Annotated in this window: 13 protein-coding genes and 2 pseudogenes; 2 read left to right on the forward strand and 13 right to left on the reverse strand. The window is 61.8% G+C overall.

Features of this window, described 5'->3' with window-relative positions; all coding sequences use genetic code 11:
* From AC2FM3_RS15705 to AC2FM3_RS15720, 4 genes and pseudogenes are all read right to left on the reverse strand, one after another.
* Positions 1–954: pseudogene (locus AC2FM3_RS15705) on the reverse strand (hypothetical protein); the annotation flags it as partial.
* 373 nt (positions 955–1,327) lie between these two features.
* Positions 1,328–1,693 carry a hypothetical protein gene (locus tag AC2FM3_RS15710; protein WP_496683590.1) on the reverse strand — a complete coding sequence of 122 codons (366 nt, stop codon included), beginning with the start codon at positions 1,691–1,693 and terminating at the stop codon, positions 1,328–1,330.
* A gap of 278 nt (positions 1,694–1,971) precedes the next feature.
* On the reverse strand, positions 1,972–3,039 hold the full coding sequence (locus AC2FM3_RS15715; protein ID WP_496683592.1) for a ParB/RepB/Spo0J family partition protein: 1,068 nt from the start codon (positions 3,037–3,039) through the stop codon (positions 1,972–1,974).
* Complete coding sequence (locus AC2FM3_RS15720) at positions 3,032–4,417, reverse strand: AAA family ATPase (protein ID WP_496683622.1); 1,386 nt, start codon at positions 4,415–4,417, stop codon at positions 3,032–3,034. The genes AC2FM3_RS15715 and AC2FM3_RS15720 overlap by 8 nt, the downstream gene beginning before the upstream one ends.
* 582 nt (positions 4,418–4,999) lie before the next feature.
* Here AC2FM3_RS15720 and AC2FM3_RS15725 point away from each other — a divergent pair.
* Positions 5,000–6,274, forward strand: a complete 1,275-nt coding sequence (locus AC2FM3_RS15725; RefSeq protein ID WP_496683595.1) for a replication initiation protein — start codon at positions 5,000–5,002, stop codon at positions 6,272–6,274.
* Positions 6,275–6,296: 22 nt separating this feature from the next.
* Here the strand turns inward: AC2FM3_RS15725 and AC2FM3_RS15730 are convergent, their stop codons facing one another.
* A complete protein-coding gene (locus tag AC2FM3_RS15730; RefSeq protein ID WP_496683598.1) occupies positions 6,297–8,603 on the reverse strand; it encodes a Tex family protein in 2,307 nt (768 codons plus the stop codon).
* Positions 8,604–8,900: 297 nt separating this feature from the next.
* On the opposite strand from AC2FM3_RS15730, the gene AC2FM3_RS15735 reads away from it, so the two are divergent.
* Positions 8,901–11,114, forward strand: coding sequence for an NADP-dependent isocitrate dehydrogenase (locus tag AC2FM3_RS15735; RefSeq protein WP_496683601.1), 2,214 nt, complete (start codon positions 8,901–8,903; stop codon positions 11,112–11,114).
* 390 nt (positions 11,115–11,504) lie between these two features.
* On the opposite strand, the gene AC2FM3_RS15740 is transcribed toward AC2FM3_RS15735, so the two are convergent.
* The 8 genes and pseudogenes from AC2FM3_RS15740 to AC2FM3_RS15775 form a co-directional block, all read right to left on the reverse strand.
* The gene (locus AC2FM3_RS15740; protein ID WP_496683603.1) at positions 11,505–12,611 is read right to left on the reverse strand and encodes a peptidoglycan-binding protein LysM; all 1,107 of its coding nucleotides are present in this window, start codon (positions 12,609–12,611) and stop codon (positions 11,505–11,507) included.
* 46 nt (positions 12,612–12,657) lie between these two features.
* Positions 12,658–13,920, reverse strand: coding sequence for a substrate-binding periplasmic protein (locus AC2FM3_RS15745; RefSeq protein ID WP_496683606.1), 1,263 nt, complete (start codon positions 13,918–13,920; stop codon positions 12,658–12,660).
* Positions 13,921–13,942: 22 nt separating this feature from the next.
* Complete coding sequence (locus tag AC2FM3_RS15750) at positions 13,943–14,728, reverse strand: PP2C family protein-serine/threonine phosphatase (protein WP_496683609.1); 786 nt, start codon at positions 14,726–14,728, stop codon at positions 13,943–13,945.
* Between the two features lie 3 nt (positions 14,729–14,731).
* Positions 14,732–15,724, reverse strand: a complete 993-nt coding sequence (locus tag AC2FM3_RS15755; RefSeq protein WP_496683612.1) for an FHA domain-containing protein — start codon at positions 15,722–15,724, stop codon at positions 14,732–14,734.
* 203 nt (positions 15,725–15,927) lie between these two features.
* Positions 15,928–18,102 (reverse strand): serine/threonine protein kinase, encoded by a 2,175-nt coding sequence (locus tag AC2FM3_RS15760; protein WP_496683615.1) that lies wholly within the window; start codon positions 18,100–18,102, stop codon positions 15,928–15,930.
* A gap of 339 nt (positions 18,103–18,441) precedes the next feature.
* Positions 18,442–19,722 (reverse strand): dynamin family protein, encoded by a 1,281-nt coding sequence (locus tag AC2FM3_RS15765; RefSeq protein ID WP_496683617.1) that lies wholly within the window; start codon positions 19,720–19,722, stop codon positions 18,442–18,444.
* Positions 19,719–21,761, reverse strand: coding sequence for a dynamin family protein (locus AC2FM3_RS15770; RefSeq protein WP_496683619.1), 2,043 nt, complete (start codon positions 21,759–21,761; stop codon positions 19,719–19,721). Before AC2FM3_RS15770 ends, AC2FM3_RS15765 begins: the two co-directional genes overlap by 4 nt.
* Positions 21,762–21,830: 69 nt before the next feature.
* Positions 21,831–22,379 (reverse strand): annotated as a pseudogene (locus AC2FM3_RS15775) (hypothetical protein); the annotation flags it as partial.

Raw genomic sequence — 22,379 nt, forward strand, 5'->3', positions numbered from 1 at the left:
GACGCAAACGCGAAAACCGTCGCTTTTTAGGTCAACATGCGCTGATGGATCCAGTTGGAACAAGCTGCGGAACCTGTCCAGAACACCGTCATCACGGGTTGGTCTGCGCTCTGACCAATCATACGCCTCACCGTCAGGCGCGGCCCAGCCCGGAGGGGTCTGGGCGAATACGAACGCGTTGCCTTGCGGGGCAGCATGGGTCACCAGCGGCGTCCGCTCGACAGAGACCAGAACCGGGTCGGATTGTTTGGCCACGCCGCCGGGCGTCGGCTCTCCGATCCTGTCGAAGCGAAAAATGCCGTACACCGCATACCCCAACGGGCTTGGGACGCGGGTCGGATTGGCATTGTGCGCCGTCGCCTGAATAGTGAACTCCCAGGGTGAGCTCCGCCAGTTCTTGAGGTCCTGCGGGTGGAACTGGATGTCGTTGATTGTCACCGACTCTTGCGTAACCCCGGCCTTGTTGGCGATCTCAGACGCGACGTCATCGCCCTTGTACAACCGCTCCAAAGCCGCGGACACCGCGAGAAGCATGCCGGGCCCGGAAGAAGGACCGGCCCGCGCGGCAAGGTCGGTCAAAAAGGCATCTTCTCCTGCCGGAAACTCGACCGTCGCTGACCGGATCCGCACGGTATAGGTGTTTCCGTCGGCCTCGACGGTCATAGGGACGCGGATCCCGGCTTGCGGGGAAATCTGGTTGTCACCGCCATAGACTTCGGCCGCGACCATGATGACCGATGCCGGTACATCGTGATCCGCAGCCCGCGACAGGTTCCACGAAGCCAGACGCGGCACGGGCGAAGAACCAATGGGCGTTCCGAATTTGGGCCACAACGGCAACCACTTGAAGGCATTAACGAATTTGCCAGACAGGCTGTCCACGGCGTATTTCAAATAGACCGGCGTGTGCCCCCGAGCCAACAGGAAATCGTGGAGCTTCTTCAGGTAGTCCAACCCCACCTGTCCCAACTCTGCTTCCGTGGGACGAGAATTCAAGGTTTGCGTCGCAACATAAGGGACACCGGGATGAGATACCAAACGCGATGGCTGATGGGCGTTCGAGTATTCCTGTTCGAACCGCAACCATGTTTCGGGCCAGTTAGGTTGGCTGTAAGGGACGTTGGGCCATTTGGGGGTTTTCCAAGGCATGGTTCCGGTCCTTCCGGAAATGAGAAAATGAAATGAACTAAACGCGGATTAACCGCATGGTACATTAAAAAGGCCGTTCTTGACAGTTTTGACGGAAAGCGGCGCCAGCCGTTTGGCCGCGCCGGGGCACAGGCCGCCAAAATTAGCGCGCCAATCAGTGGTTCGGAAGAAACTGTCGCTAGATGGAATCGAGATCGTCGAGCGGTTCCATCCGCCTTGAGTTTCGCCGGATGGCGCCGAGTGCATCGGCCTGTCCAGTCAGGCCGACCTCTTGCAGAATGTCCCGTTGCATAGCGATGGTCAGGTCGGCCAGCGCATGCATAACCTTTTCGCCATCGGTATCGGTCAGCGACCTGTCTTCCAGCCCTTCGCCAACTTGGTCGACCTGCCATTCCAGCGACTGGCCTGCCCGGCCGAGGCGTCGTTGCCTTCCTCGTAGCCAATGTACATCGCCAACTTCGCCCCCGGCATCCGCTCCAAGAGCTTGACCTTCAACTCGTTCATCAGCCCTGCATTGGCGAACAGGTCTCAGGACGCTCCACACCTTTCAGCAATTCGCCGGACTGGCGGGCCAAACTCACGTCCAATTTCAACGATGCTTAACCACCGTCCAAAAGACAGAGCCTCAAGACGTGCCGCCGGCTAGAAAACAGGACCGAACCTAAAAGCACTGGCAAACAAAGACGCAGTCAAAATAACGCGCATTATTTGACCAAAATGCGCGCAAGGCACGATTTACGCATTTTTGCTTAAAGTACCCATTTACGGGATCTGCCCGGCCCATCCTGTTTCGACCGGCCAAGCAGGTGTTTCGTCGCGAAACTAGCCTAGATGTGCGGCGATCGCATCCAGAAGGTCCTGGGCGTCTTCGGCCGACAAATCTCGCCGCCGCAGGCGGATTCGTAATTCACCCGCCGCGACTTCGGCACGGATGTCGCCTCCTCCGGGCAACGGCTGCGGCGGAATGCGTTGAACCTGCTTTGGACGTCCGCCTCGAGCCTTTTCACGCGACGGCTCGGGAGCCTCTTTCAGCGCAGCCTCGATCAAAGCCCACTCGCTCTTGGCATCGGGCGCGTCCGCTCCGGCCAATGCTGCGCGCAGTTTGGCTTGAGCGCCCTCCCGCAGGGCTGCAGCCAATCGCAACCCCGCCTTTTCCGACAGGGATACCGGGTACCGCAACAGGTCGCCCAAAGCCTCGTGTACCATCGCAAAGCTGCGCACCTTTGACCGTTTCGCCTTGGACGCCGCCGCAAACAAGGCGTCCACTGCGGCTTCGGTCGAAGGGAATACCCCCTGCCCTGCCGCCAGAACCGCAATGCGTCCACGTTCGTAGGGGCTGAGATTGGCGCGCAGCTCGTTTTCCTCGACCATCGAGACATACGCCCCCTGCCCTGCCCCGGCCTGGCGGACAAAAGCCGGAATCTGCGCGAATGCAGGATCCGTTCTGGCGAGACGGCGAAAAGCGTCCAGGCGCCGATAACCCGAGATCAGCCCGTAGCCGTCGGCCGTCGGCGTCACCTCGATCGGCGTGCGCAAACCGTTGACTCGCAACGACTCCAGCAACTCGGCCATCGCTTCTTCGTCCTCGACCATCCGGTCGCGACGAATATAGTCCGCGTCGATCTCGTCAATCGGCAGCTTTTGCGCCACCAGCCCCGCATCCTGCGCATCGCGCCAACGGGCCGCATCACCCTGGTCGCGGGCCAAAGCTTCGCGATCGGTCACGGCGGCCATTCCATTCAATGTGGCGGCTTCGGCCGCGACTTGTGCGATTGGAGGCACAACCGATTTGGTTTCAAACGGGCCGATCGAGGGTTTCGTGGCGAAACCCGCCTCGAGTTGCTCCAACTCAGCCGCGTCCGGTGCCGTCAGTCTTCTGCGTTTAGCCATCTGCCTCTCCTCCCATCTGCGCGTCGCGCCACCAGCAGCCGATCAGAACTTCCTTGAACTCCGCGTAGGTCCGGTCGAAAGTTTCTCGGCCGCGCACGTATGTGTCTCGGTTGAAATCCCGGTAGTCCGCCTCATAGATCCCGTTCACCTGCTCACCGGCCTGCCCGACCAGAGCAGTGTAATCCTGCCGATAGGCATTCATGAAGTCACCAAAATAGGCTTGGATCACGTTCGCCATGTCGGTCTGCTGGCTGGCATCGAACCGCGTGATGATCGCGCGGACAACATCCCATTCGAATTTGAGCTCGGGCAATCCCGCCGCCCGTTGGGCCGCGTTTTCACCGTCCTCGATGCTAGCAAAGGTCGTATAGAGCATGTCGAAGAACCGGCCTGTGGAATCAAATTCCAGAAACGAAGCCCCCAGCGGCACAAGCAGAATATCCGCCGCAGCCAGTGCGTTGATCGTAAGGTACCCAAGTGCAGGAGGCGTATCGAGGAAAACGATGTCATAATCGTTCAACACACCTTCATCCTGCAGGAAGTTTGTCAGACCATCCCACAAGGGCCAACTGCGCAGCCCCATGCGCCAGACCGGGATCTGGAATTCAGCCCAATACAGATTCAACTGCGCGCCGATCAGGTCGATATTGGGCCAATGCGTTTTCTGGATCACGTCTCGGGGCAGGGTCGTCAGAGCTTCCTGAAGCGTTTCGTCCAGAGGAATTTCAGGTTGACCGGCCGCCGCGCGCACGCGGTTTTCTTCCTGAACGGCCCGGGCATAGTCCTTGGCGATCAACGGAAACACCGTTTGCCACTCATCGGCGACGCGACCGCCGAGGATCGACGTCATCGACCCCTGGCTGTCCAGGTCGATCACGAGTACTTTGTACCCGTCCAAGGCGGCCGACATTGCCAGATGTGCCGCAGTCGATGTTTTTCCAACGCCGCCCTTGAAATTCGCCACTGCCACGACTTTGGCGGGCAGCCCCTTGGGCCTGTACGGCAGGTACTCCTTGGTGCTGACACCCTCTGCGGCGAAATAGTGGCGCAGCGCCAGGACTTCTTCGAGCGTAAACCACTTCGACCCGGCCTCTCCTTCGCCCTGAGGGAGATCCGGATTGGCCTTGAGCACACGGCGCAGATGGGCCGGAGCAACCGGAATCAGGTATTTCGTGATTTCCCAGATCGAGAATCGGCGCAGCCGCTTTTCGCCATCCGGAGCATAGCCACGTCTTGCCAGATCTTCGCGTCCTTTCGCGCAAAACGCCGCTGCTTTCGCGAATCGGGATGTCCCGATAGGATCAGGCAGCTTTGACGCCGCCTTGGCCGGGTCCAGGTTGAAATAAGGTGGTAGAGAAGGTTGGTTGGTTTTGCTCACTGTCGGTGCCTCGATAAATGTTCGCCTTTGCGACGTATATCGCAAAATGTACCGAACATTTTCTTCCTGCGCTATCCTGTTAAACAGATTTTTCCACAAGATTTGGCATGATCCGGGTGTTTCGTCGCGAAACCAAAAGAAATAATCAGAAAACAGGCAACAAAAAGTTTGATTCTTTTAAGGGTTTTAGATTCTTTAGCCATCAGTTTTGCCATTTAAAACAATAATCTAGGGGTTGTTGGGTGCCCATTTTCAGGACGGAATGGACCAGTGCTCAGGATCAAGGGGACCCAAATACGGGATGTAAGGTCCCGGAATCCGGTTGGAATGGTACCGATTCCCGGTAAGACACTAAATCGAGCAGTTTAGACTTCGGAACGTACTGGTAATCAGCGTGAGGATGGCTTCCGAACGCCGGGTGCGGTGTGACTAAGCGGCTTCGCTGTGGATAACTTAAGGGGCGATTCGGAAAGGTACCTGTCTGCGGTATGGCAGTCATCCCGTATTTGGGGACCCAAAATAGGTTGATTGCCGGGTACCTTTCGTGCAACAGAATCGACAAACGAGCAGCCAGGCAGAATCATGCCGGATACAGAATTGGACATGGATCACCTCTCGGGCGCGCTGCGACGGGAAACGGTGAAAAAAAATGTTGCCGCGATCCATATCAGCGGCAAGCTCACTTTGTTGCAGCGAAAGCTGTCCAATGTTCTTCTGCTCAATGCCTATGACGCGCTGACCACTGCACAGACCCACACGATCGACGCCCGGACCCTGGCGATGATGGTCGGATACAATTCGAACGATTTTGACACGTTGCGTGCCAGCCTTCGCGCTTTGGCCGAAACCGTGGCCGAGTGGGACATGTTGGATGAGCAGGGGCGCCAGGAATGGGGCGTGTCGTCGTTGCTGAGCTTTGCTAAACTCAAAAACGGGGTGTGCGAATATGCTTATTCCCCGGCTTTGGCGCAAAAGCTGTATGATCCCAAGATCTATGCGCTGATCAACGTGCACATTCAGCGCAATTTCAGTTCGGGTCACGGGTTGGCCTTGTATGAAAACTGCTATCGCTTCGTACGGACCGGCTCGACGGGCTGGTGGACGCTCGAGGTATTCCGTAAACTGATGGGGGTGGACGGCAGCGACTACTACACCAGTTTCAAGCATCTGAACGCCAAGATCATCAAGCCTGCCGTTTCTGAGGTGAACAAAAGCTCGGACATCCTGATCGAGCCAGAGTTCCGTAAGAAGGGCCGCAGCGTCACTGACATAAGGTTCCTGATCCAGCGCAACCCCCAGAAAGCGATGTTCGAGATCGACGACAGCGATGGCGTGCGCAATCTTCCCGTCTACAAGACCCTGCGCAAACAGGGGGTCTCGGACAGGCTGGCACGGCAGTGGATTTCCGAGCACGGTGAGGAATACGTTCAGCAGAAGCTGGATTATGTGAAAGGGCAGGGGGATGTGAAATCCACCGTGGGCTACCTTTCGGCCGCTCTCAAGGAAAACTACAAGGCCCCTGCGAAAGAGACCCCGGCGCCACCCAGTCCCGAGGCGCTGGCCGCGGCCAGGCAGCGAGAAGAAGAGAAGGCGCGCGAGGATCAAGCCTATGCCGCGCGGGCGGCGGAACGTGCCGAACGGGCCCGCAAACTGGCCATCGTCGAAGAACTGGTTTCGCGGCGAAACCCAACCCAGCGGGATGCGGACAAGCGCCTGTTCATGTCGACCCTGTCGGACGAGTTGGACCGCGAACACTTCCGGCAGCACGGCTGGCGGTCGGGTTTGAACGCCAACGCCATCTTTGCTTTTTGGGAAGAGTTGGAGCCCGATGCGTTCCAGACGGAAACGCCCGCCTGATGCTCAGGCAGGGCAAGGGAGGTTATCGGTTTTTGAGAGCATTTTGCAAAGCATCCCCAAGCGCGCCGTGCTGCGCATTTTGTGTATTTTTTGCGCGTTGTGATTTCTGAGCGCCTGAATTCTTTCCTCGTGCGTTATGCCCTTTTGGGGCGCGATCTTGCCGGGCAGAAGCTCCGCCATCCTTGCGCATGCTCAGCCCGATCCGCTTGCGCGGCACGTCAACTTCGACCACACGGACGCGTACGACCTGACCGGCCTTGACCACCTCGTGCGGGTCCTTGACGAAGCGGTCGGCCAGCTGGCTGACATGTATCAGGCCGTCCTGATGCACACCGATATCTACGAAGGCGCCAAAGGCAGCGACATTGGTAACTGTGCCTTCCAGAACCATGCCGGGTTTGAGGTCGGTGATCTCCTCGACGCCCTCTTTAAAACTGGCGGTCACGAAGCTGGGGCGCGGGTCGCGACCGGGTTTTTCCAGCTCGGCAAAGATGTCGCGCACCGTGGGCAGGCCGAACCGGTCATCCACGAACTGTTCGGCGCGCAGACCACGCAGCGCACCGTCATGGCCCATGATCTGACGGATGTCGCGGCCGCAGGCCTGCACGATGCGGCGGGCCACGTCGTAGGCCTCGGGGTGGACGGCCGAGGCGTCCAGCGGCTCGTCCCCGTCGCGGATGCGGAGGAAGCCCGCGCACTGTTCAAAAGCGCGGGGGCCGAGGCGCGCGACCTTCAGCAGATCCTGCCGCGACCGGAACGCCCCATTGAGGTCGCGATGCGCCACGATGGCTTCGGCCAGACCGGGGCCCAGGCCCGAGACATGGGCCAGCAGCGGCGCCGAAGCGGTGTTCAGATCGACGCCAACAGCGTTCACCACATCCTCGATCACCGCTTCCAGAGACTGGCTCAGCCGGTGTTGATCTACGTCGTGTTGATACTGGCCGACGCCGATGCTTTTGGGTTCGATCTTGACCAGCTCGGCCAGCGGGTCCTGCAGGCGGCGGGCGATCGACACCGCGCCGCGCAGCGAGACATCCAGATCGGGAAACTCGCGCGCCGCCAGTTCCGAGGCGGAATAGACCGAGGCCCCGGCCTCGGACACCACGACCTTGGTGGGGGCCTGCACCCCTTTGGGCAGCAGTTTCAGCGTGTCGGCCACCAGCCGTTCGGTCTCGCGGCTGGCGGTGCCGTTGCCGATAGCGATCAGTTCGACCTTGTGCGTGGCGATTAGGTTCAGGATGGTGGCCTGTGCGCCGCGCAGATCGTTCTTGGGTTGGAACGGATACAGCGTGTCGGTCGCCACCAGCTTGCCCGTGGCATCCACCACCGCGGCCTTTACGCCGGTGCGGATGCCCGGGTCCAGCCCGAGGGTCGGGCGGGGTCCGGCTGGCGCAGCAAACAGCAAGTCCTTGAGATTGCGTGCAAAAACCTGAATGGCCTCCTCCTGCGCGCGGCTTCGCAGATCGGCCATCAGCTCGACCATCATCGACAGTGACAGCTTTACCCGCCAGGTCCAGCCCGCGACCTTGCGCAGCCACACATCGCCCGGCCCGTCACCGCGCGTCTGCAGATGGGCTGCCACGATCGCCTCGGCCCGGGCAGCGCCGGTTTCGGGGTCGGGGCCGATGTCCAGCGTCACGATCCCCTCTTTCGATGCGCGCAGCATCGCCAACGCCCGGTGCGAGGGCACCTTGGCCCAAGGCTCGGCATGGTCGAAATAGTCGCTGAACTTGGCGCCGTCCTGTTCCTTGCCCTCGATCACCTTCGAGGTCAGCAGCGACTCGGCCTGCATGAAAGTGCGCAGCTCGCCCAGAAGGGCCGCGTTTTCGGTCAGACGCTCGGTGATGATGTCGCGCGCGCCGTTCAGCGCATCCTTGGTGGTGGGCACGGCCTCGGTCACATAGGCCTGGGCCAGCGCCTCCGGGTCGGCGCTGCGGTCGGCCAGGATCGCGTCGGCCAGCGGCTCCAGCCCGTTTTCCCGCGCGATCATCGCCTTGGTGCGACGCTTGGGTTTGTAGGGCAGGTAGATGTCTTCCAGCTGCGCCTTGGTTTCGGCCTGGGCGATGGATTTGGCCAGATCGTCGGTCAGCTTGCCCTGATCCTTGATCGAGTTCAGGATCGTCTCGCGCCGCGCCTCGAGCTCGCGCAGATAGGCCAGCCGGTCGGACAGGGTGCGCAGCTGGCCGTCGTCCAGCCCGCCCGTCACCTCTTTGCGATAGCGCGCCACGAAGGGCACGGTGGCGCCTTCGTCCAGCAGCTTGACCGCCGCTTCGACCTGTTGCGGCCGGGCATTGATTTCCGTGGCGATGGTGCGGGCGATGCGGTCCAACGGGGCCTCCTTGATCTTTGGTTGGAGGACCGTCTTAGCCAGCGTCCGCGTCAAGGAAAAGGCGTCGGGCATCGTCGGCGAGCACAAAATCCAGGCATTTGCGCGGTTTTGCGCAAACTGGGTCAAAATGCGCGTTCGTATGCGATTGATCCCACGGCTCGGGTGATTTATGGGAAGCCCTGACAAATCAGAGTCACCCTGGAGCGGAACAGCATTCACGCTCCTCGCACGCTGCGCTGCACGCGGCAAAACTCTCGGATCGCACGCCCCTGAAAGGCTTAAAAAAGGTAAGGGAACATGGCAGAAAAATCGAACTTCGACATATTGTATACCATCGTAGACGAAGCGCCGGAGCTGGCCAGTGCCTCGTTCCTGCCCATCATCCGTAAATTCGCGTCGGCTGCTGGCGTCAGCGTCGGCACCAAGGACATTTCGCTGGCCGGGCGCATCATCGCGGCCTTCCCCGAAAACCTGACCGAAGAACAGCGTCAGCCCGACGATCTGGCTGCCCTGGGCGAGCTGGTGAAAACCCCCGAGGCCAACGTGATCAAGCTGCCGAACATTTCAGCCTCGGTTCCGCAGCTGGTCGCTGCCATCAAGGAACTGCAGGGGCAGGGCTATGACATCCCGAACTACCCGGAGGATCCCAAGACCGACGCTGAGAAAGAGATCCGCGCCCGCTATGACGTGATCAAAGGCTCGGCCGTGAACCCGGTTCTGCGCGAGGGCAACAGCGACCGCCGCGCCGCCAAGGCGGTCAAGCGCTATGCGCAGCAGCATCCGCATTCGATGGGCGAATGGACGGCCGACAGCAAAACAAAGGTGTCGTCGATGCCGGGCAACGATTTCTACGGCAACGAGAAATCGGCCACCATCACCGCCGATCAAGCCGGTGATGCGCGGATCGAATTCGTGGGCAAGGATGGCGGCGTGACCGTTCTGAAAGACGGCTGGACGCTGGAGGAAGGCACCGTTGCGGATGCTACCTTCATGTCGGTCAAGGCGCTGTCGGAGTTCCTGGATGCCGCGATCGAGGACACCAAGAAAGACGGCACCATGTTCTCGCTGCACATGAAGGCGACGATGATGAAGGTCAGCGACCCGATCATCTTTGGCTATGCGGTCAAGTCGTGGCTGGCGCCGGTGTTCGAGAAATTCGGTGACCGCATGGCACAGCTGGGCGTCAACCCGAACTCGGGGCTGGGGGACTTGCTAAACCGTGTCAAGGACGATGCCGAGATCATGGCCGCGATCGAAGCGGTCAAGGCCGACCGTCCCTCGATGTACATGGTGGACAGCGACAAAGGCATCACCAACCTGCACGTGCCGTCGGACGTGATCATCGACGCCTCGATGCCCGCCGTGATCCGCGCAGGCGGCAAGGGCTGGGACGAGAACGGCAAGAAGGGAGACACCAACTGCGTGATCCCCGACCGCTGCTATGCGCCGGTCTATGACGAGACCATCAACTTCTTCAAAGCCAACGGTGCGCTGAACCCGGCCACCGCCGGTTCGGTCGCCAATGTGGGCCTGATGGCGCAGAAGGCCGAAGAATACGGCAGCCACCCGACCACCTTCGAAGCGCCTGCGGACGGCACGATCCGCATCGTTCTGGCCAATGGCGAGGTCCTGCATTCGCATGAGGTCGAACAGGGCGACATCTGGCGCGCTTGCACCGCCAAGAAGGCCCCGATCGAGAACTGGATCCAGCTGGCGATGGATCGTCAGCGACTAACCGGCTCCGAGGCGATTTTCTGGCTGGATGCGAACCGCGCCCATGACGCCGAACTGATCAAATACGTCAAGCCGGCGCTGGAAGCTGCGGGCGTGGCCGACAAGTTCCTGATTCTGGCCCCGCGCGAGGCGACCCGCAAGACGCTGGAAACCATCACCGCCGGCAAGGACAGCATCGCAATCACCGGCAACGTGCTGCGCGATTATCTGACCGATCTGTTCCCGATCCTCGAACTGGGCACCTCGGCCAAGATGCTGTCGATCGTCAAGCTGATGAACGGTGGCGGCCTGTTCGAAACCGGTGCAGGTGGCTCGGCGCCCAAGCACGTGCAGCAGCTGGTCGAGGAAAACCACCTGCGTTGGGATTCGATGGGCGAATTCTGCGCACTGGGTGAATCGCTGAATTTCCTGGCCGACAGCCGCGGCAACGCCAAGGCCGCCGTTTTGGGCGCTGCGGCCGAGGCCGCGACGCAAGGTATCTTGGACCATGACCGCTCACCCAGCCGCAAGGTTGGCGAGCCGGACAACCGCGACAGCCACTATTGGTTTGCCCGCTATTGGGCCGAGGCCCTGGCCGCGCAGTCCGACGATGCCGACCTGGCCGCGACGTTTGCACCGATCGCCAAGGAACTGGCCGAGAAAGAGCCGCAGATCCTGGCCGAATTGGCTGCCGTGCAGGGTAAACCGGTGGATCTGGGCGGGTACTATCACCCCGACCGGGCCAAGGTTGCGGCGGTGATGCGCCCCAGCGCCACGCTGAACGCCATCATCGGCTGAGAAACGAACAGGCCCGCGCCATCGCGCGGGCCTGCGACCCTGACGCGTGACCGACGGCGTCGTGGGTAAACGCCATCAATTGCGCAGACAAATGCGTCGGGGCAAACGCGCCAGTTCGGCAGTCTGGCGGAGTATTCCAAATTATTTTGGTTGAATTGACCGAGATTCTACGGGATTCCCCCAATATTCAGCCGCACTGCGCGGGGCTATCCTGAAAACAACCTCGGACAAATACCGGTGAGGCCCGTCGGGGCTGCACCACTCACTCAGAAAACGGCCAGCATTTGGGGTGCTGGCCGTTTTTCTTGTCGATATGGCCTGTGACGGGCGCCGACAAAAAAAGAGGGCCGGTCGCAAGACCGGCCCCAAGATTTTCGCGCAACCGAGGGATCAGTTCGACGCGGCGTTCATCTCTTCGTTGTGCTCGCGCAGCGTGTCCGAAACGATGGCGTACCATTCGCCCGACTCGCGCATTTCATTCAGGCCCTTGTTCAGCATCGCGATGTATTGTTTGCCGAACGGGTTGCTGCGATGCGCGATGATGCGCTGGCTGGCAATGGTGTTCACGAAGGGGTTTTCCACGATATCCTTAGGTGTCAGGCCCATTTCGCTCATGGCATCCGCCGCCAGCTGAACCTCGAAGGATGCAACGTCGGCGGTACCGGTCAGAACGGCGTCCAGGCACTCAGCGGCGCTGATCGGGCGGACCATTGTGATGTTCGGCTCGAAAACGCCCTGTTCTTCGAGGTCGTGGGTGAACCAGGCATCCATCCGGCACAGCCGCGCGCCTTTGAAGTCTTCGAAAGAACGGGCCTCGGCGTATTTGCTGTCGGGCAGGGTGTAGAAACCGATAACCACGTCATACACGCTGACGGTCGAGTCGAACTCATTGCAGCGACGGGTTGTCTCCGCCGACCATTCATAGCTGCGGTTCGAGCAGTCCGGGATGTACCAGCCAAGACCTACGTCGAACGCGCCCAGCGGCAGCAGCGTGTCCAGGTGCGAACCCCAATCGTTCACGAAGCTTACCGAATGCTCGCGACTGTTGCCGCCACGGCTGAGCGCGGTCGAGGCCAGACGCACCAGAATGCCACCGCCCGACAAGCTCTCGTCAGAGAAGGGTGCATAGTTGCCGCCGGCAAGAATCTTGACGGGGGGTTCATAGACGTTCGACGCCTTGTTGTTCGCGTTGCGGGCTTCCTCGGCGGCGATCAGGTCCTGTGCGCTCAGGCCGTTGGGCAGGCTGCCGTCCTCACAGGGCAGGGCCAGCACGACGCCCGGCTCAAGGTTCGAGGGGTTCGAGATGATGTTGCGGTTTGCGTTGAAGATCGGCTGGTAGTTCGACGTGCCGTAGGCCGCGATCGAGATGGTTGCCAGCGTGTCGCCATCCTGAACCGTATAGTTCGAGCAGGCTTCCTGAGCTGCGGCTGCGCCGGCGCTCAGGGCGGTGATTGCAGTGGCCGCAACCACCAGATTCTTCAGGTTGATTTCAAACATGTCCACTTCCTCCAGACTTTTGTTTTTTTCAGGCCTGTTCGGGGCCTTATCCGTTTTCCATTTGGTACCGCAGGGCCTCGGACACGATGTCGCGCCATTCGCCCGATTGTTGCATGATCGCCAGACCCTGATTCAGAGTCTCAAGGATCGCTTCCCCATCCGGGTTGTCCTTGTGGGTCATGACATTGAGCGGTTTGATCGCCGCAAGGTTGGGGTTCTCAACGAGCTGATGCTCGTAGCCCAGCCGCTTGATCGCATCGACGGCCAGGTGTGCCTCGATAGCTACGATATCGGCGCTTCCGTCCATGGCGGCGCGGAAACAGTCATCTGGGTCGACCGGGCGCATCAGGGTGATCGCGGGTTCATACAGGCCCACCGCATCCATGTGGGTCGTTGACCATCCTTCAGGACGGCAGATCGTTGCGCCCGCGAAATCGGCATAGCTGAGCGTGGTCTCGTAGCCCGAGCCATCCTTGGCAAAGAACGTGTCCACCACCTCGTAGAACGGATTCGAGAAGTTGTAGGTCTCGCACCGGTTCCTGTCGCTTTCCGACAGGGCTTCGGCCTCGTCGCAGTTGGGGCGCGACCAGGGGAAGGTGGCGTCGAAGGCGAGGGTCGGCATCAGCAGGTCGAGATGCGAAGACCAGTCGTTCACGAACTGGATCTTGTAGGCCTGTTCAGGCGCGGCTCGCAGGAAGGCGGTTTCGACCAGATGCGTGTATAGCCCGCGATAGGGCAGGGACTCGTCGGTGAAGGGCGCATAGTTGCCGCCGGTGATCAGCAGCAGCTGACGGTCGCGGATGGCCGGGCGCTCGGCCGTGCCGGCGTCGCGGATCAGCGCGGCAGCCTCGGCGCGGGCGGCTTCAATTTCTTGTTTCGCGGCTGTCTTGGCGGCAATCACCGCCTCTTCGCTGGCCTTTTTGGCTTCGGCCTCAGCGGCGGCGACGCGGGCCTCGGCCTCGGCGATGGCCTTGGCAGCGCGCTCTTCGGCGGCCTTGACCAGTTCGGCGGCCATCTCGGCGGCCATGCGCTCGGCCTCGGTCTCGGGCTGGGGTGCGGCCCGGCCGACATCTTCGAGACAGGGCATCTTGAGAATGTCACCCACGCGGATGATGTTCGGATTCGAGCCGATCACCTCGCGGTTGGCGTCATAGATGATGCGGAAGTCTTCGGTTGCATAGACTTCGATCGCCAGTGCCCGCAGGCTGTCGCCGCGCTGGATCTCGTAGTCCGAGCAGGCCTCTTGCGCCGAGGCTGCTCCTGCGGCTGCCGCAAGGGCCAGGCTGGATATGAGGAATGTCTTTTTCATGGGTCCTGTTGGGTTGCTCTTGTTATTGTCCGGTCGCTTTCACGACGGCGATCGAAATGTTGTCCTGGTCGGGATCGGCCTTGGCGATCAGGGCCTGCAGAAGGCTGTCGGCGATGTCCTGGGAAGGCGCGTCGGCGTTGTCCTGCAGAGTCGCGCTGATTTCGTCGTCGGTCAGGTACTGCAGCCCGTCGCTGCCCAGAACCACGATATCCTCGGGGTCCAGTTCCAGCGCCTGTTCGGGGCAGTCCACCTTGGGGATCGCCGCGCCCATGATGACCGAGGTCAGCTGGTTGCGGTCGGGGTGGGCCTGGGCTTCGGCCTGCGACAGATGCCCCTGTGCGACACGGGCGTCGATTTCGGGCGCCATCGAGTGATCTTCGTTGATCTGGGTCAGGGCCCCGTCACGGAACAGGTAGAGTGGGCTGTCGCCGATCGAGATCCAGAACAGCCGGTTGCGCAGCAGCAGAACGCCCAGAAGGGTCGACCCCATGTTGAAGCCTGCCGGCTGATCTTCGCCGTAGCCCGCCACCGTCGCATTGGCCTGCATGGCGGCCAGGGGCAGGGCGTCTTGCAATTCGCTTTCGGTCGGTTCGCGACTGTCCAGAACGGCATCCAGAACCGAGCGCCAGGCCTTGATCACGAGGTCCGAGGCGACCTCGCCGGCCGCGTGACCGCCCATGCCGTCGGCCACCACCACGTAGCCGGCATTGGCCGCGTCAAAGACACGTGCCGCGATCGCGTCCTCCTGCGAGTCGCGCCGGCCCTGATCCAGGATCAGCGCAATGTCATATGACGGAGTCGCCAGCATTCGTTATGCGTCCCGCCAGTCGAAGTTTTCGTCGCAGAAGGCGACGAACCGCAGGGACGTTTCGCTGATGCGGATCAGGTCGCCGCTGGCCAGCGGTACGGTACTCAGAACCGGCTTGCCGTTCAGGCGCACCAGGTTGGCCTTGCCTCCATGGCCCATATAGCATTTCCGGTCTTCCGGATCATAGGCGATGAACGCATGGTTCGAGCGCGAAATGCCGGTGTCGCCGAAATCGAGCTGGATCGCCTGATCGTCGTTGCGGCCGATCTGCATCAGCCCTTCCTTCAGGGTGATGCTGGCGCCACGGCCTGGGCCGCCAGTGACGACCAGCCAGCCAACCGGGAAGGTCTCGGTGGCAGTCTCGGCCTTGCGGATCGGTTCGGCGGTTTCGATCAGATCCTGAACATGGGTGTCCGGCCGCTCGAAGCCCAGGAAGGTGGTCTTGACCCGCGCGCGGCGGTCCTGTTGGGCCGCGTCGGGTGCCGCCGTCATGGCTGCGGTTGCGGTGGCCGCGATCGTAGCAGGCTCGGGCGCTGCGACGGGCGGTTCGGGGGACTCTTCCAGCGCCGACGCCTCTGGCTCGGGCGCCTCGGCAACTGCTTCCTCGGCGCTGTCCGCCTCGATCGAAGCTGCCTCGGGTTCAGGCTCGGGCTGAGCCAAACGCAGGGTCACGACCGGCTCGGGTTCGGGCTCGGCCGCTTCGGGCTGCGACGGGGCTTCCTCGGCCGCCTCGGTGACCGGTTCTTCCTCGTCGTCAAACTCGGGCATCTTGTCCTCGGGGAGCAGCTCGTCGCTTTCCTCGAAGCCTTCGGTGTTCAGGCTGCCGCCACCCAGAGCCTGCCGAAGCGCGTTGAAATCCGCGATCGGCTGAGGTTTCTCGTCGGGCGCAGCCTCGGGTTCTGTCTGCGTGGCTTCGGCCGTATCGGTGGCCTCGGCTTCCTTGGTCTTGCCGGCACCTTCGAGAAGCCGGCTGAGGGGGCTTTTGTATTTGAACATGGTGTCGACACCTTTTGACTTCTTGCACGGACTGGATGGGTCCGTGGGGCTGCGAAAAACCTCTGCGCACGGGCAGGGCACTGATGATCGGGGAAACCAGAAAATCTTTACGCTCCGCGACGGGCCGGATCCCGTCAGGGTGGCGCAAAACCGATGCCACCCTCAGCCAAACACGCTGGCGGGTTCGGGACTTGTCGGTCAGGTCATTCCGCCTGCTCCTGTGTCAAGGGCATCAGGGCGGTGGTCTCGGCGCCGTTGCGCGATACCGTCAGCTTTGCCTCGGGCTGGCCATCGGCCACCAGTTCGGAAATCACCCGGTCCAGGCTGTCGGACTCGGTGATCTCGGTGCCGGTGTGGATTTCGCGCAGCAGGATGTCGCCTTCCTGCAAGGATCCAGCCCCTTCGGTCGGCGCTTCGCTCACGATGGTCTGCCAACCCGTGTCGCCACCGGCACGGGCGGTGAAACCATACCCGTTGATCAACCCGAAGTTGCGGATCGCGGGTAAGGCCAGCAGGCCGTTCTCGGGCCGGGTCTTGCCTGGTGCCCGGTACCGGGCGGCCACGCGGACATAGCCGTCGGGGTCGATCTGAAGGTTGTTCAGCACCTGCGTCGCCAGGGGTGCGTCGTCCTGAATAGGCTCGCCGTTCAGGGTGTAGATGACCGCGCCGCGTGCGACCCAATCGCCAATGACCGACAGGTCCCGGCCCTGTTCAACACCGGTGATCGCGATCGCGCTGCCGGTAGAACCGCGCCGCGTGGCGGTTGAGAACGGGACTTCGACATCCCAATGGGCAAAGCCGAACTGGTTCTGGGCCAGCTTGACCGGTGCGGTCGGGGCAGGGGTCTCGGGCGCAGCAGCCGTGGGTTTTTCGACGACTGGATCTGCCGTTTGGGCTGGCTCGGCCAGGGGCTGCTCGACAGGCTGGTCCTGCGCTTCTGGTGTTGCCGCGGTTTCTTCCGGCCCGCGATTTCCCACACCGTCGGTCGGTGGGGTTTCGAGGGCGGTGTCCGGTTCGGGGTCTGATTCGATGGGTGCGGGTGCTTCCGGCGTGATTTCGGGTGTCGCCGCCGCGACGGTCGTATCCGCCTGAACGGCGGATACGGCACCGTCGGGTGCCGTGCCGTCCTTGTTCATCCAGACATAGCCGCCGCCGGCAGCCAAGGCTGCCAGAACCGCCAGGCCGACGATCAGTTTACCGCTGCCGCTCGAGCTTTTCTGAACGACGGTGTCGACCGTCGGGGCCGTATCACCCACGGACCCCGAGGCAGCCGCCTCGTCGTTCTTGGTCGGGCCAAGAGCCAGATCGGAATTGCCGGCCAGCAGAGCGGTCACGACCGCTTCGGCATTGTCGGCCTCGGCCTTGATGCGGGCCTTTTCTGCCTCGTCATCTTCGCGGTCCAGCGCGACGATGACCGAGACCGGACGATAATCGAAGTTGTCGAACACGACGCTGGGACCGCGGAACATGCGCAGCCAGTCCAGAGCTGATTGCAGGCGATCGGTGGCGTGAAGCTCCATCGCTTTGTCGATCGCCTCGAGGAACCCTTCGGGATAGCCCTGGAACCGGCCGGTCAGCGGGACATACGGGTCCGGCTGGCCGTTGTTGAAGGCGTTCAGGCGGGTCTGCCCGTCGATGGGCCGTTCGCCGCTGATCGCGTGGTACAGCGTGGCGCCCAGCACATACAGATCGCTGCTAGGTCCCTGTTCCGATCCGCGTACATAGAATTCATGCGGGGAATAGCCGTCCTTGATGACCCGCAGGGTCAGCAGGGCGGCGGACTTGTTGGCGGCCTGTTCCCGCGCGGCCCCGAAATCGATCAGGATCGGTTCGCCATGTTCGTCGATCAGGATGTTGTCGGGCGAGATGTCGCGGTGCAGCATGCCGCTTTGGTGAATGAACGACACCGCCGACAGCATCTTCTCGGTGACCTGCACGATAAAATCTGGGCCGCTCTCGGTCTTGGGGTCTTCGATGTAATCCAGCAGGTCGCAGCCGCGGATCAGGTCCATCGCGATATAGGCGGTGTCGTTGTCCTCGAACACCTGATGAACATCCACGATGTTCGGGTGCACCAGCCGCGCGTGGTTGCGGGCCTCTTGGATGAACAGATCGATGATGGCGCGCAGATCGTCCTTGAAGGCGGGGTCGTTGGGTTCGACCAGATCGCCGTTCCGGCGGCACAGCGCCCCCGGATAGCATTCCTTGATGACCACGTCGCGATCCAGGCTGTCACGGGCCAGGTAGGTAATCCCGAACCCGCCATTGCTGAGAAATTCCAGTATTTCATACTGGCCGCGCAGCAGCTTCGCGCCGGGTTGCAGCCCTTGGATCTGTGGTTCGTCGTGCGAGGCGCCGACCGCGTGGTTGTGATTCATTTTTCCCGCCCATGAGTTCAATTCTTGCGGCCTACAAAAACCGGACAAACTACCCTTGCACTCACAACCAAAAACAACCGCAGGACACTTGAGAACGGTTAGACGGTTCAAATTTGACTTTATTGGGGCCGCCGCATGGCTTCACTATGGATCGACCCGCAGGGCGATCTGTATCTTGTATGTTATCTGAGGAAATATGCTATATATTGGAAAATGGTGTAGTCTGACCATTGTCAGTCCGCTGGTCGCGACCGGCATGGTCGACGGATTCGAAACAATGGTTGGCAGAGTCCAGGCGCTCGATTCGCCGCTGAGCGGCGCAATCCGGGCGCGAAGAGTTCAGGTGCCGGTGCGGGGCGCGGCCGTGGCGACCTTGCTGCCGGCCCAGGCCAGATTGTCGCTGAGCTGCGCCAGTATGCTGACCGCATCCTTCAGCCGGGTCTCGCCGGTTTCGAACTGAAGCAGCAGCAACAGGTCCGTGGCCTTCTCGAACTCGGTCGGGATCCAGTCGGCCTCGGGGTCGATCTCGGACCCGGAGTCCAGGCGTTCGGCAAAATCTTCGACGATTTCCCGGCAGCTTTCCAGGAAGGCGCCGGGGTCGATGTCCGAGCTGTCGCGCAGGTCCTCGTAGATGCTGGCGATGGCGGCCAGCCAGTCTTCGAGGATCGGATTGGACAGCGGCGGCAGCGCCGATTCCAGACTGGGCTGGACGGTGCGCGAGTCGGGGGTTTCTGGTTCGTCTCCCTTGAGGGTCTCCAGAAACGGCAGAAATTCCTGTTTCAGGTCGCGGCGTGCGGCCTCCAAGTCGGATTTGCGCCGGTCCGAGGCGATTTCCAGCATCTGTTCAGCCAGTTTCTGGCCGCCGCAGGTCTCCCACAAGGCGAAATCGGGTTCGGGCTCTTGGGCCATGGCGCGCACGGCGACCGGTGTTCCGATCGGGACGATGGCCCGAAACATGCCGGTCTTCTGTTTTTCCAGCCGGGCCAACACGCGGTCCAGGGCGTCGCGCACCGGCGGCAAGTCGGCATGGGTCACGGCCAGCAGGCTGTTCGCCCGCAGGGTTTCCGGCACCTGTGCCCACAGGTGGTGTTCGGTCTCGCGCCAGGCGTTGGTGCCGTTGGTGCACCAGATCGCGCAATCGACGAACTTTAGCAGGTCCAGCGTTTGCTTGTAGCTGTCATCCAGGGAACCCGATCCGGGCAGGTCGAACAACGAGATTTCGCGCAGGGCCGGGGTGTTCAGCCCGACCGAAATGAAATCGGGGTTATCGGCTGCCGCCTTTTCAAGGACGATGCCGGAGTAGGTCTTGGGTTCCTTGTCCCACCAGCCGACGGTGGTTTCCGGCGCGTCGGCATAGGCCACGATCACCAGCGGCAGTTTCAGATGCTGCGGGCCGGTGGGCAGAATGTCGGCCCCGGCCAGCATGTTGGCCAAGCTGGATTTGCCGGCGCCGAATTCTCCGGCGAACCCGATCGACACCGCGGTCGACAACCGTTCGGCATGGGCCTGCGCGCGTGCGCGCATATCCTCGAGCCGGTCCGTCGCGGGCAGCGACTCGGTGGCGCTGAGAAAGCGCTCGAGCTGTCGGACCTCGTGTTCGGTAGAGGGAAATTCGATCACTCTGCGGCCTCCGGTTGTCGTTCGTTGCCGTGTTCGATGTCAAAGACCAATTGCAGCTGGTCCGCGATGGCCCGCGCGCGGTCCAGCTCGATCTGGGCCTGACCGCGTTCCGAGTTTTTGCCAGATGCGGCGCGGTTTTCAAGATGACCCGCCAGCAAGGCCAGAAAATGATCTAGTACCGTGTTCAACCGCTCCAGCAGATCGTCGCGGGCGGTGTCGATCAGGTCGTCGCCGATCAGCTGGAATTCCTGCACGATCATGCGCTCGGCCCGGGACACGACCGATTTGCGGGAAATCAGCCGCGACAGCCAGTTCACCCGCAGCTCGACCGTGATCCCGCGGGTCAGGGCCGAGGTGTCGGGTCGGTACCAGCGCACCGCGCTGGTGTTCATGCGGCTGTCGGCCGGCTCCTGCCAGCCGGGCAGGGCGCGCAGCGCGCCATTCGCCTGCATGTCGATCGAATAGAGTTCGCTGAGCATGCGCTGGCGGATCACCTGGGTCGCACCCTGGACCAGCTCGCGCATCCGTTCGCGCAGGGGGACAAAGTTCAATTCGGTCGCGTCGCCCTTGGCCAACAGCGGGGATTGCCCATTGGGGCCGTATACCACGTCGGCGACCGCCTCGGCCACGGTGTCGTCCATCACCCCACGCAGATTGGCCAGTATGTCGTCCATCTCGCGGGTAATTTCGACGATGCGGTCCGCCACGGTTTTGCGCAGATGGGTCAGTGTCTTGTCGTTCTCCGCGGCGCTTTCGGTCTGGCACCGGCCGTCTTCGTCCAGTGCGCGCAAGCGCGCGTTGCCGCGTTCCAGCGCCCCTTCGGCAAAACTGTTGAGATGCTGCCACGCCATGCGCAGCTGTTCCTCGCGCTTGCCTTCGGCCAGCGCGGTGGTGACGTGGCGACGCAGATCCGGCAGGCCCGACGCGATCATCGCGGCATAGCGCAGGACCGCTTCGCGGCTGATCGGGGCGGGGGCCTGCTTCAGCTTCTGAACGCCTTCCAGATACTGCTGCATCTGATCGGGATGGGCGCGCAGCCAGGCCAGAACCTTGTCATGGTTCACCTGGGATTCGTCGCCGGTCAGCGCATAATGCGCCCATTGGGCGCTGCCCATCAGCACGTCGATATTGGTCTTTCCCAACGCCTTTTGCAGGCCGTCCAGCACGTCAGCGCGAACCTTCGCGGCATCTTCGGCACCGCCGTTCAATTCGTCGACGCGGTTGATGAATACCACGATCTGGCCCAGTTCCAGCGCCTGCATCAGGCGGAACAGTTTCAGATCGGCACGCGACAGTGCCTGATGCGCCGACAACACCACCACGAAGAAATCGCTTTCCTTGAGATACTGACGCGAGATCTCCTCGCGGATCAGCAGCGGGTCGTTCACCCCAGGCGTGTCGGTTACGGTCAGCGGAAACGGGAAATGGCCCCGTTCGAAATAGACATCGGCCTTGCGGGTGATGTCACTGTACAGACCCCGGTCCGAGCCCGGATCATGTTCGGTCGCCTCGGTCGGATCCTCGCCGGCGCAGACATAGCGGGCAAGATCCTCGGAGGTCAGCTCTTCGAGGTCGTGGTGTTGGCCCAGCAACTGCTCGTAGCTGTCGCCCAGCCGCAGCCGGGCGCGGGTTTTCATCGCCTCGACCTGCTCTTCGATCATCTCGCGCTTGTAGCTGTCCTCGTCATCGGGGAACATGTTGCGCAGTTCTTCGCCTTCGGCGATCAGGGCGCGCCACTGACGGTCGTCGAAAAAGTGGAACTGCGCCCCTTGGGTCCGCCCCGACGGGTGCCCGAAATGCATGTCGGTAATCACCGTCGTCCAGGGATTGACGTCCGAGGGCAGAAATTCGGCCTGTCCGGTGAATCCGTTGATCAGCCGGGATTTCCCTGCCTTGATCTGCCCGACAAAGGCGATCGAGGGTTTCAGGTTGGTCAGGTCATCAATGATCCGTGAAATGAAATGACGGGTCTCGTCATTGCTCATTTCGTTCAATTCGTTGGCGATCCGGATCAAGTCCCGGCGGTTGGATTCACTCATGACACTAACCTTGAAAACTGGCAAAAACGCGTGACGGTAAGGATTTATTTGCAAAAATGGGCCGGGTCGTCACGGATCCGTCCCCCGAAGCGATTTCCATAGCGCGACGACGGCCCCCAGCTTGCGCGCGTCGTGAATGGCGGCGGCATTGTCCTGACCGTCACGCAACAGGGCCAGCGCGGCCCCCTTGCCGCCCGATGGGCGCATGACGATCAGTTGCGGATGAGGCAGTTGCCCGCTTGCATCAGCATCCCAGCCGGCCAGGTCCTTTGCGAACCGGTCCAGCAAGCCGGCCGACGGGTGCAGGGGCTGGCCATCCGCGCAAAGGCCGTCATGCCGATGCGTGGATGCCGGGCCGCTTAGAAAGCGTCCCATCGCAAACCGCCCGGACCCTTCGAAAAAGGCGGCTGCAAGCCCTTCGCTATTAGGGGCCGGGTATGGGTCGTCCGCGACGGGTTCGGGGGCGGGTGTCTGCAAGACGGTCAGCCTAGGCTCATCTTCCGGCAACTCGATCGCCGCGCAGGCCGTCTTTATCTCGGTGAAAGTGATCCCGACATCGTCGGCCTCGGTCGGGCCGTCGGGTTGCAGGGACACCATCTGAATCGGATCGCCCGCAAG

The sequence above is a fragment of the Ruegeria sp. BHSB172 genome, from assembly GCF_059613165.1.

What these genes read in the sequence shown, in the direction of transcription:
- AC2FM3_RS15715 (WP_496683592.1), bottom strand. Translation starts at nt 3,039, where the DNA reads ATGGCTAAACGCAGAAGACTGACGGCACCGGACGCGGCTGAGTTGGAG.
- AC2FM3_RS15725 (WP_496683595.1), top strand. Translation starts at nt 5,000, where the DNA reads ATGCCGGATACAGAATTGGACATGGATCACCTCTCGGGCGCGCTGCGA.
- AC2FM3_RS15735 (WP_496683601.1), top strand. Translation starts at nt 8,901, where the DNA reads ATGGCAGAAAAATCGAACTTCGACATATTGTATACCATCGTAGACGAA.
- AC2FM3_RS15740 (WP_496683603.1), bottom strand. Translation starts at nt 12,611, where the DNA reads ATGTTTGAAATCAACCTGAAGAATCTGGTGGTTGCGGCCACTGCAATC.
- AC2FM3_RS15745 (WP_496683606.1), bottom strand. Translation starts at nt 13,920, where the DNA reads ATGAAAAAGACATTCCTCATATCCAGCCTGGCCCTTGCGGCAGCCGCA.
- AC2FM3_RS15750 (WP_496683609.1), bottom strand. Translation starts at nt 14,728, where the DNA reads ATGCTGGCGACTCCGTCATATGACATTGCGCTGATCCTGGATCAGGGC.
- AC2FM3_RS15755 (WP_496683612.1), bottom strand. Translation starts at nt 15,724, where the DNA reads ATGTTCAAATACAAAAGCCCCCTCAGCCGGCTTCTCGAAGGTGCCGGC.
- AC2FM3_RS15760 (WP_496683615.1), bottom strand. Translation starts at nt 18,102, where the DNA reads ATGAATCACAACCACGCGGTCGGCGCCTCGCACGACGAACCACAGATC.
- AC2FM3_RS15770 (WP_496683619.1), bottom strand. Translation starts at nt 21,761, where the DNA reads ATGAGTGAATCCAACCGCCGGGACTTGATCCGGATCGCCAACGAATTG.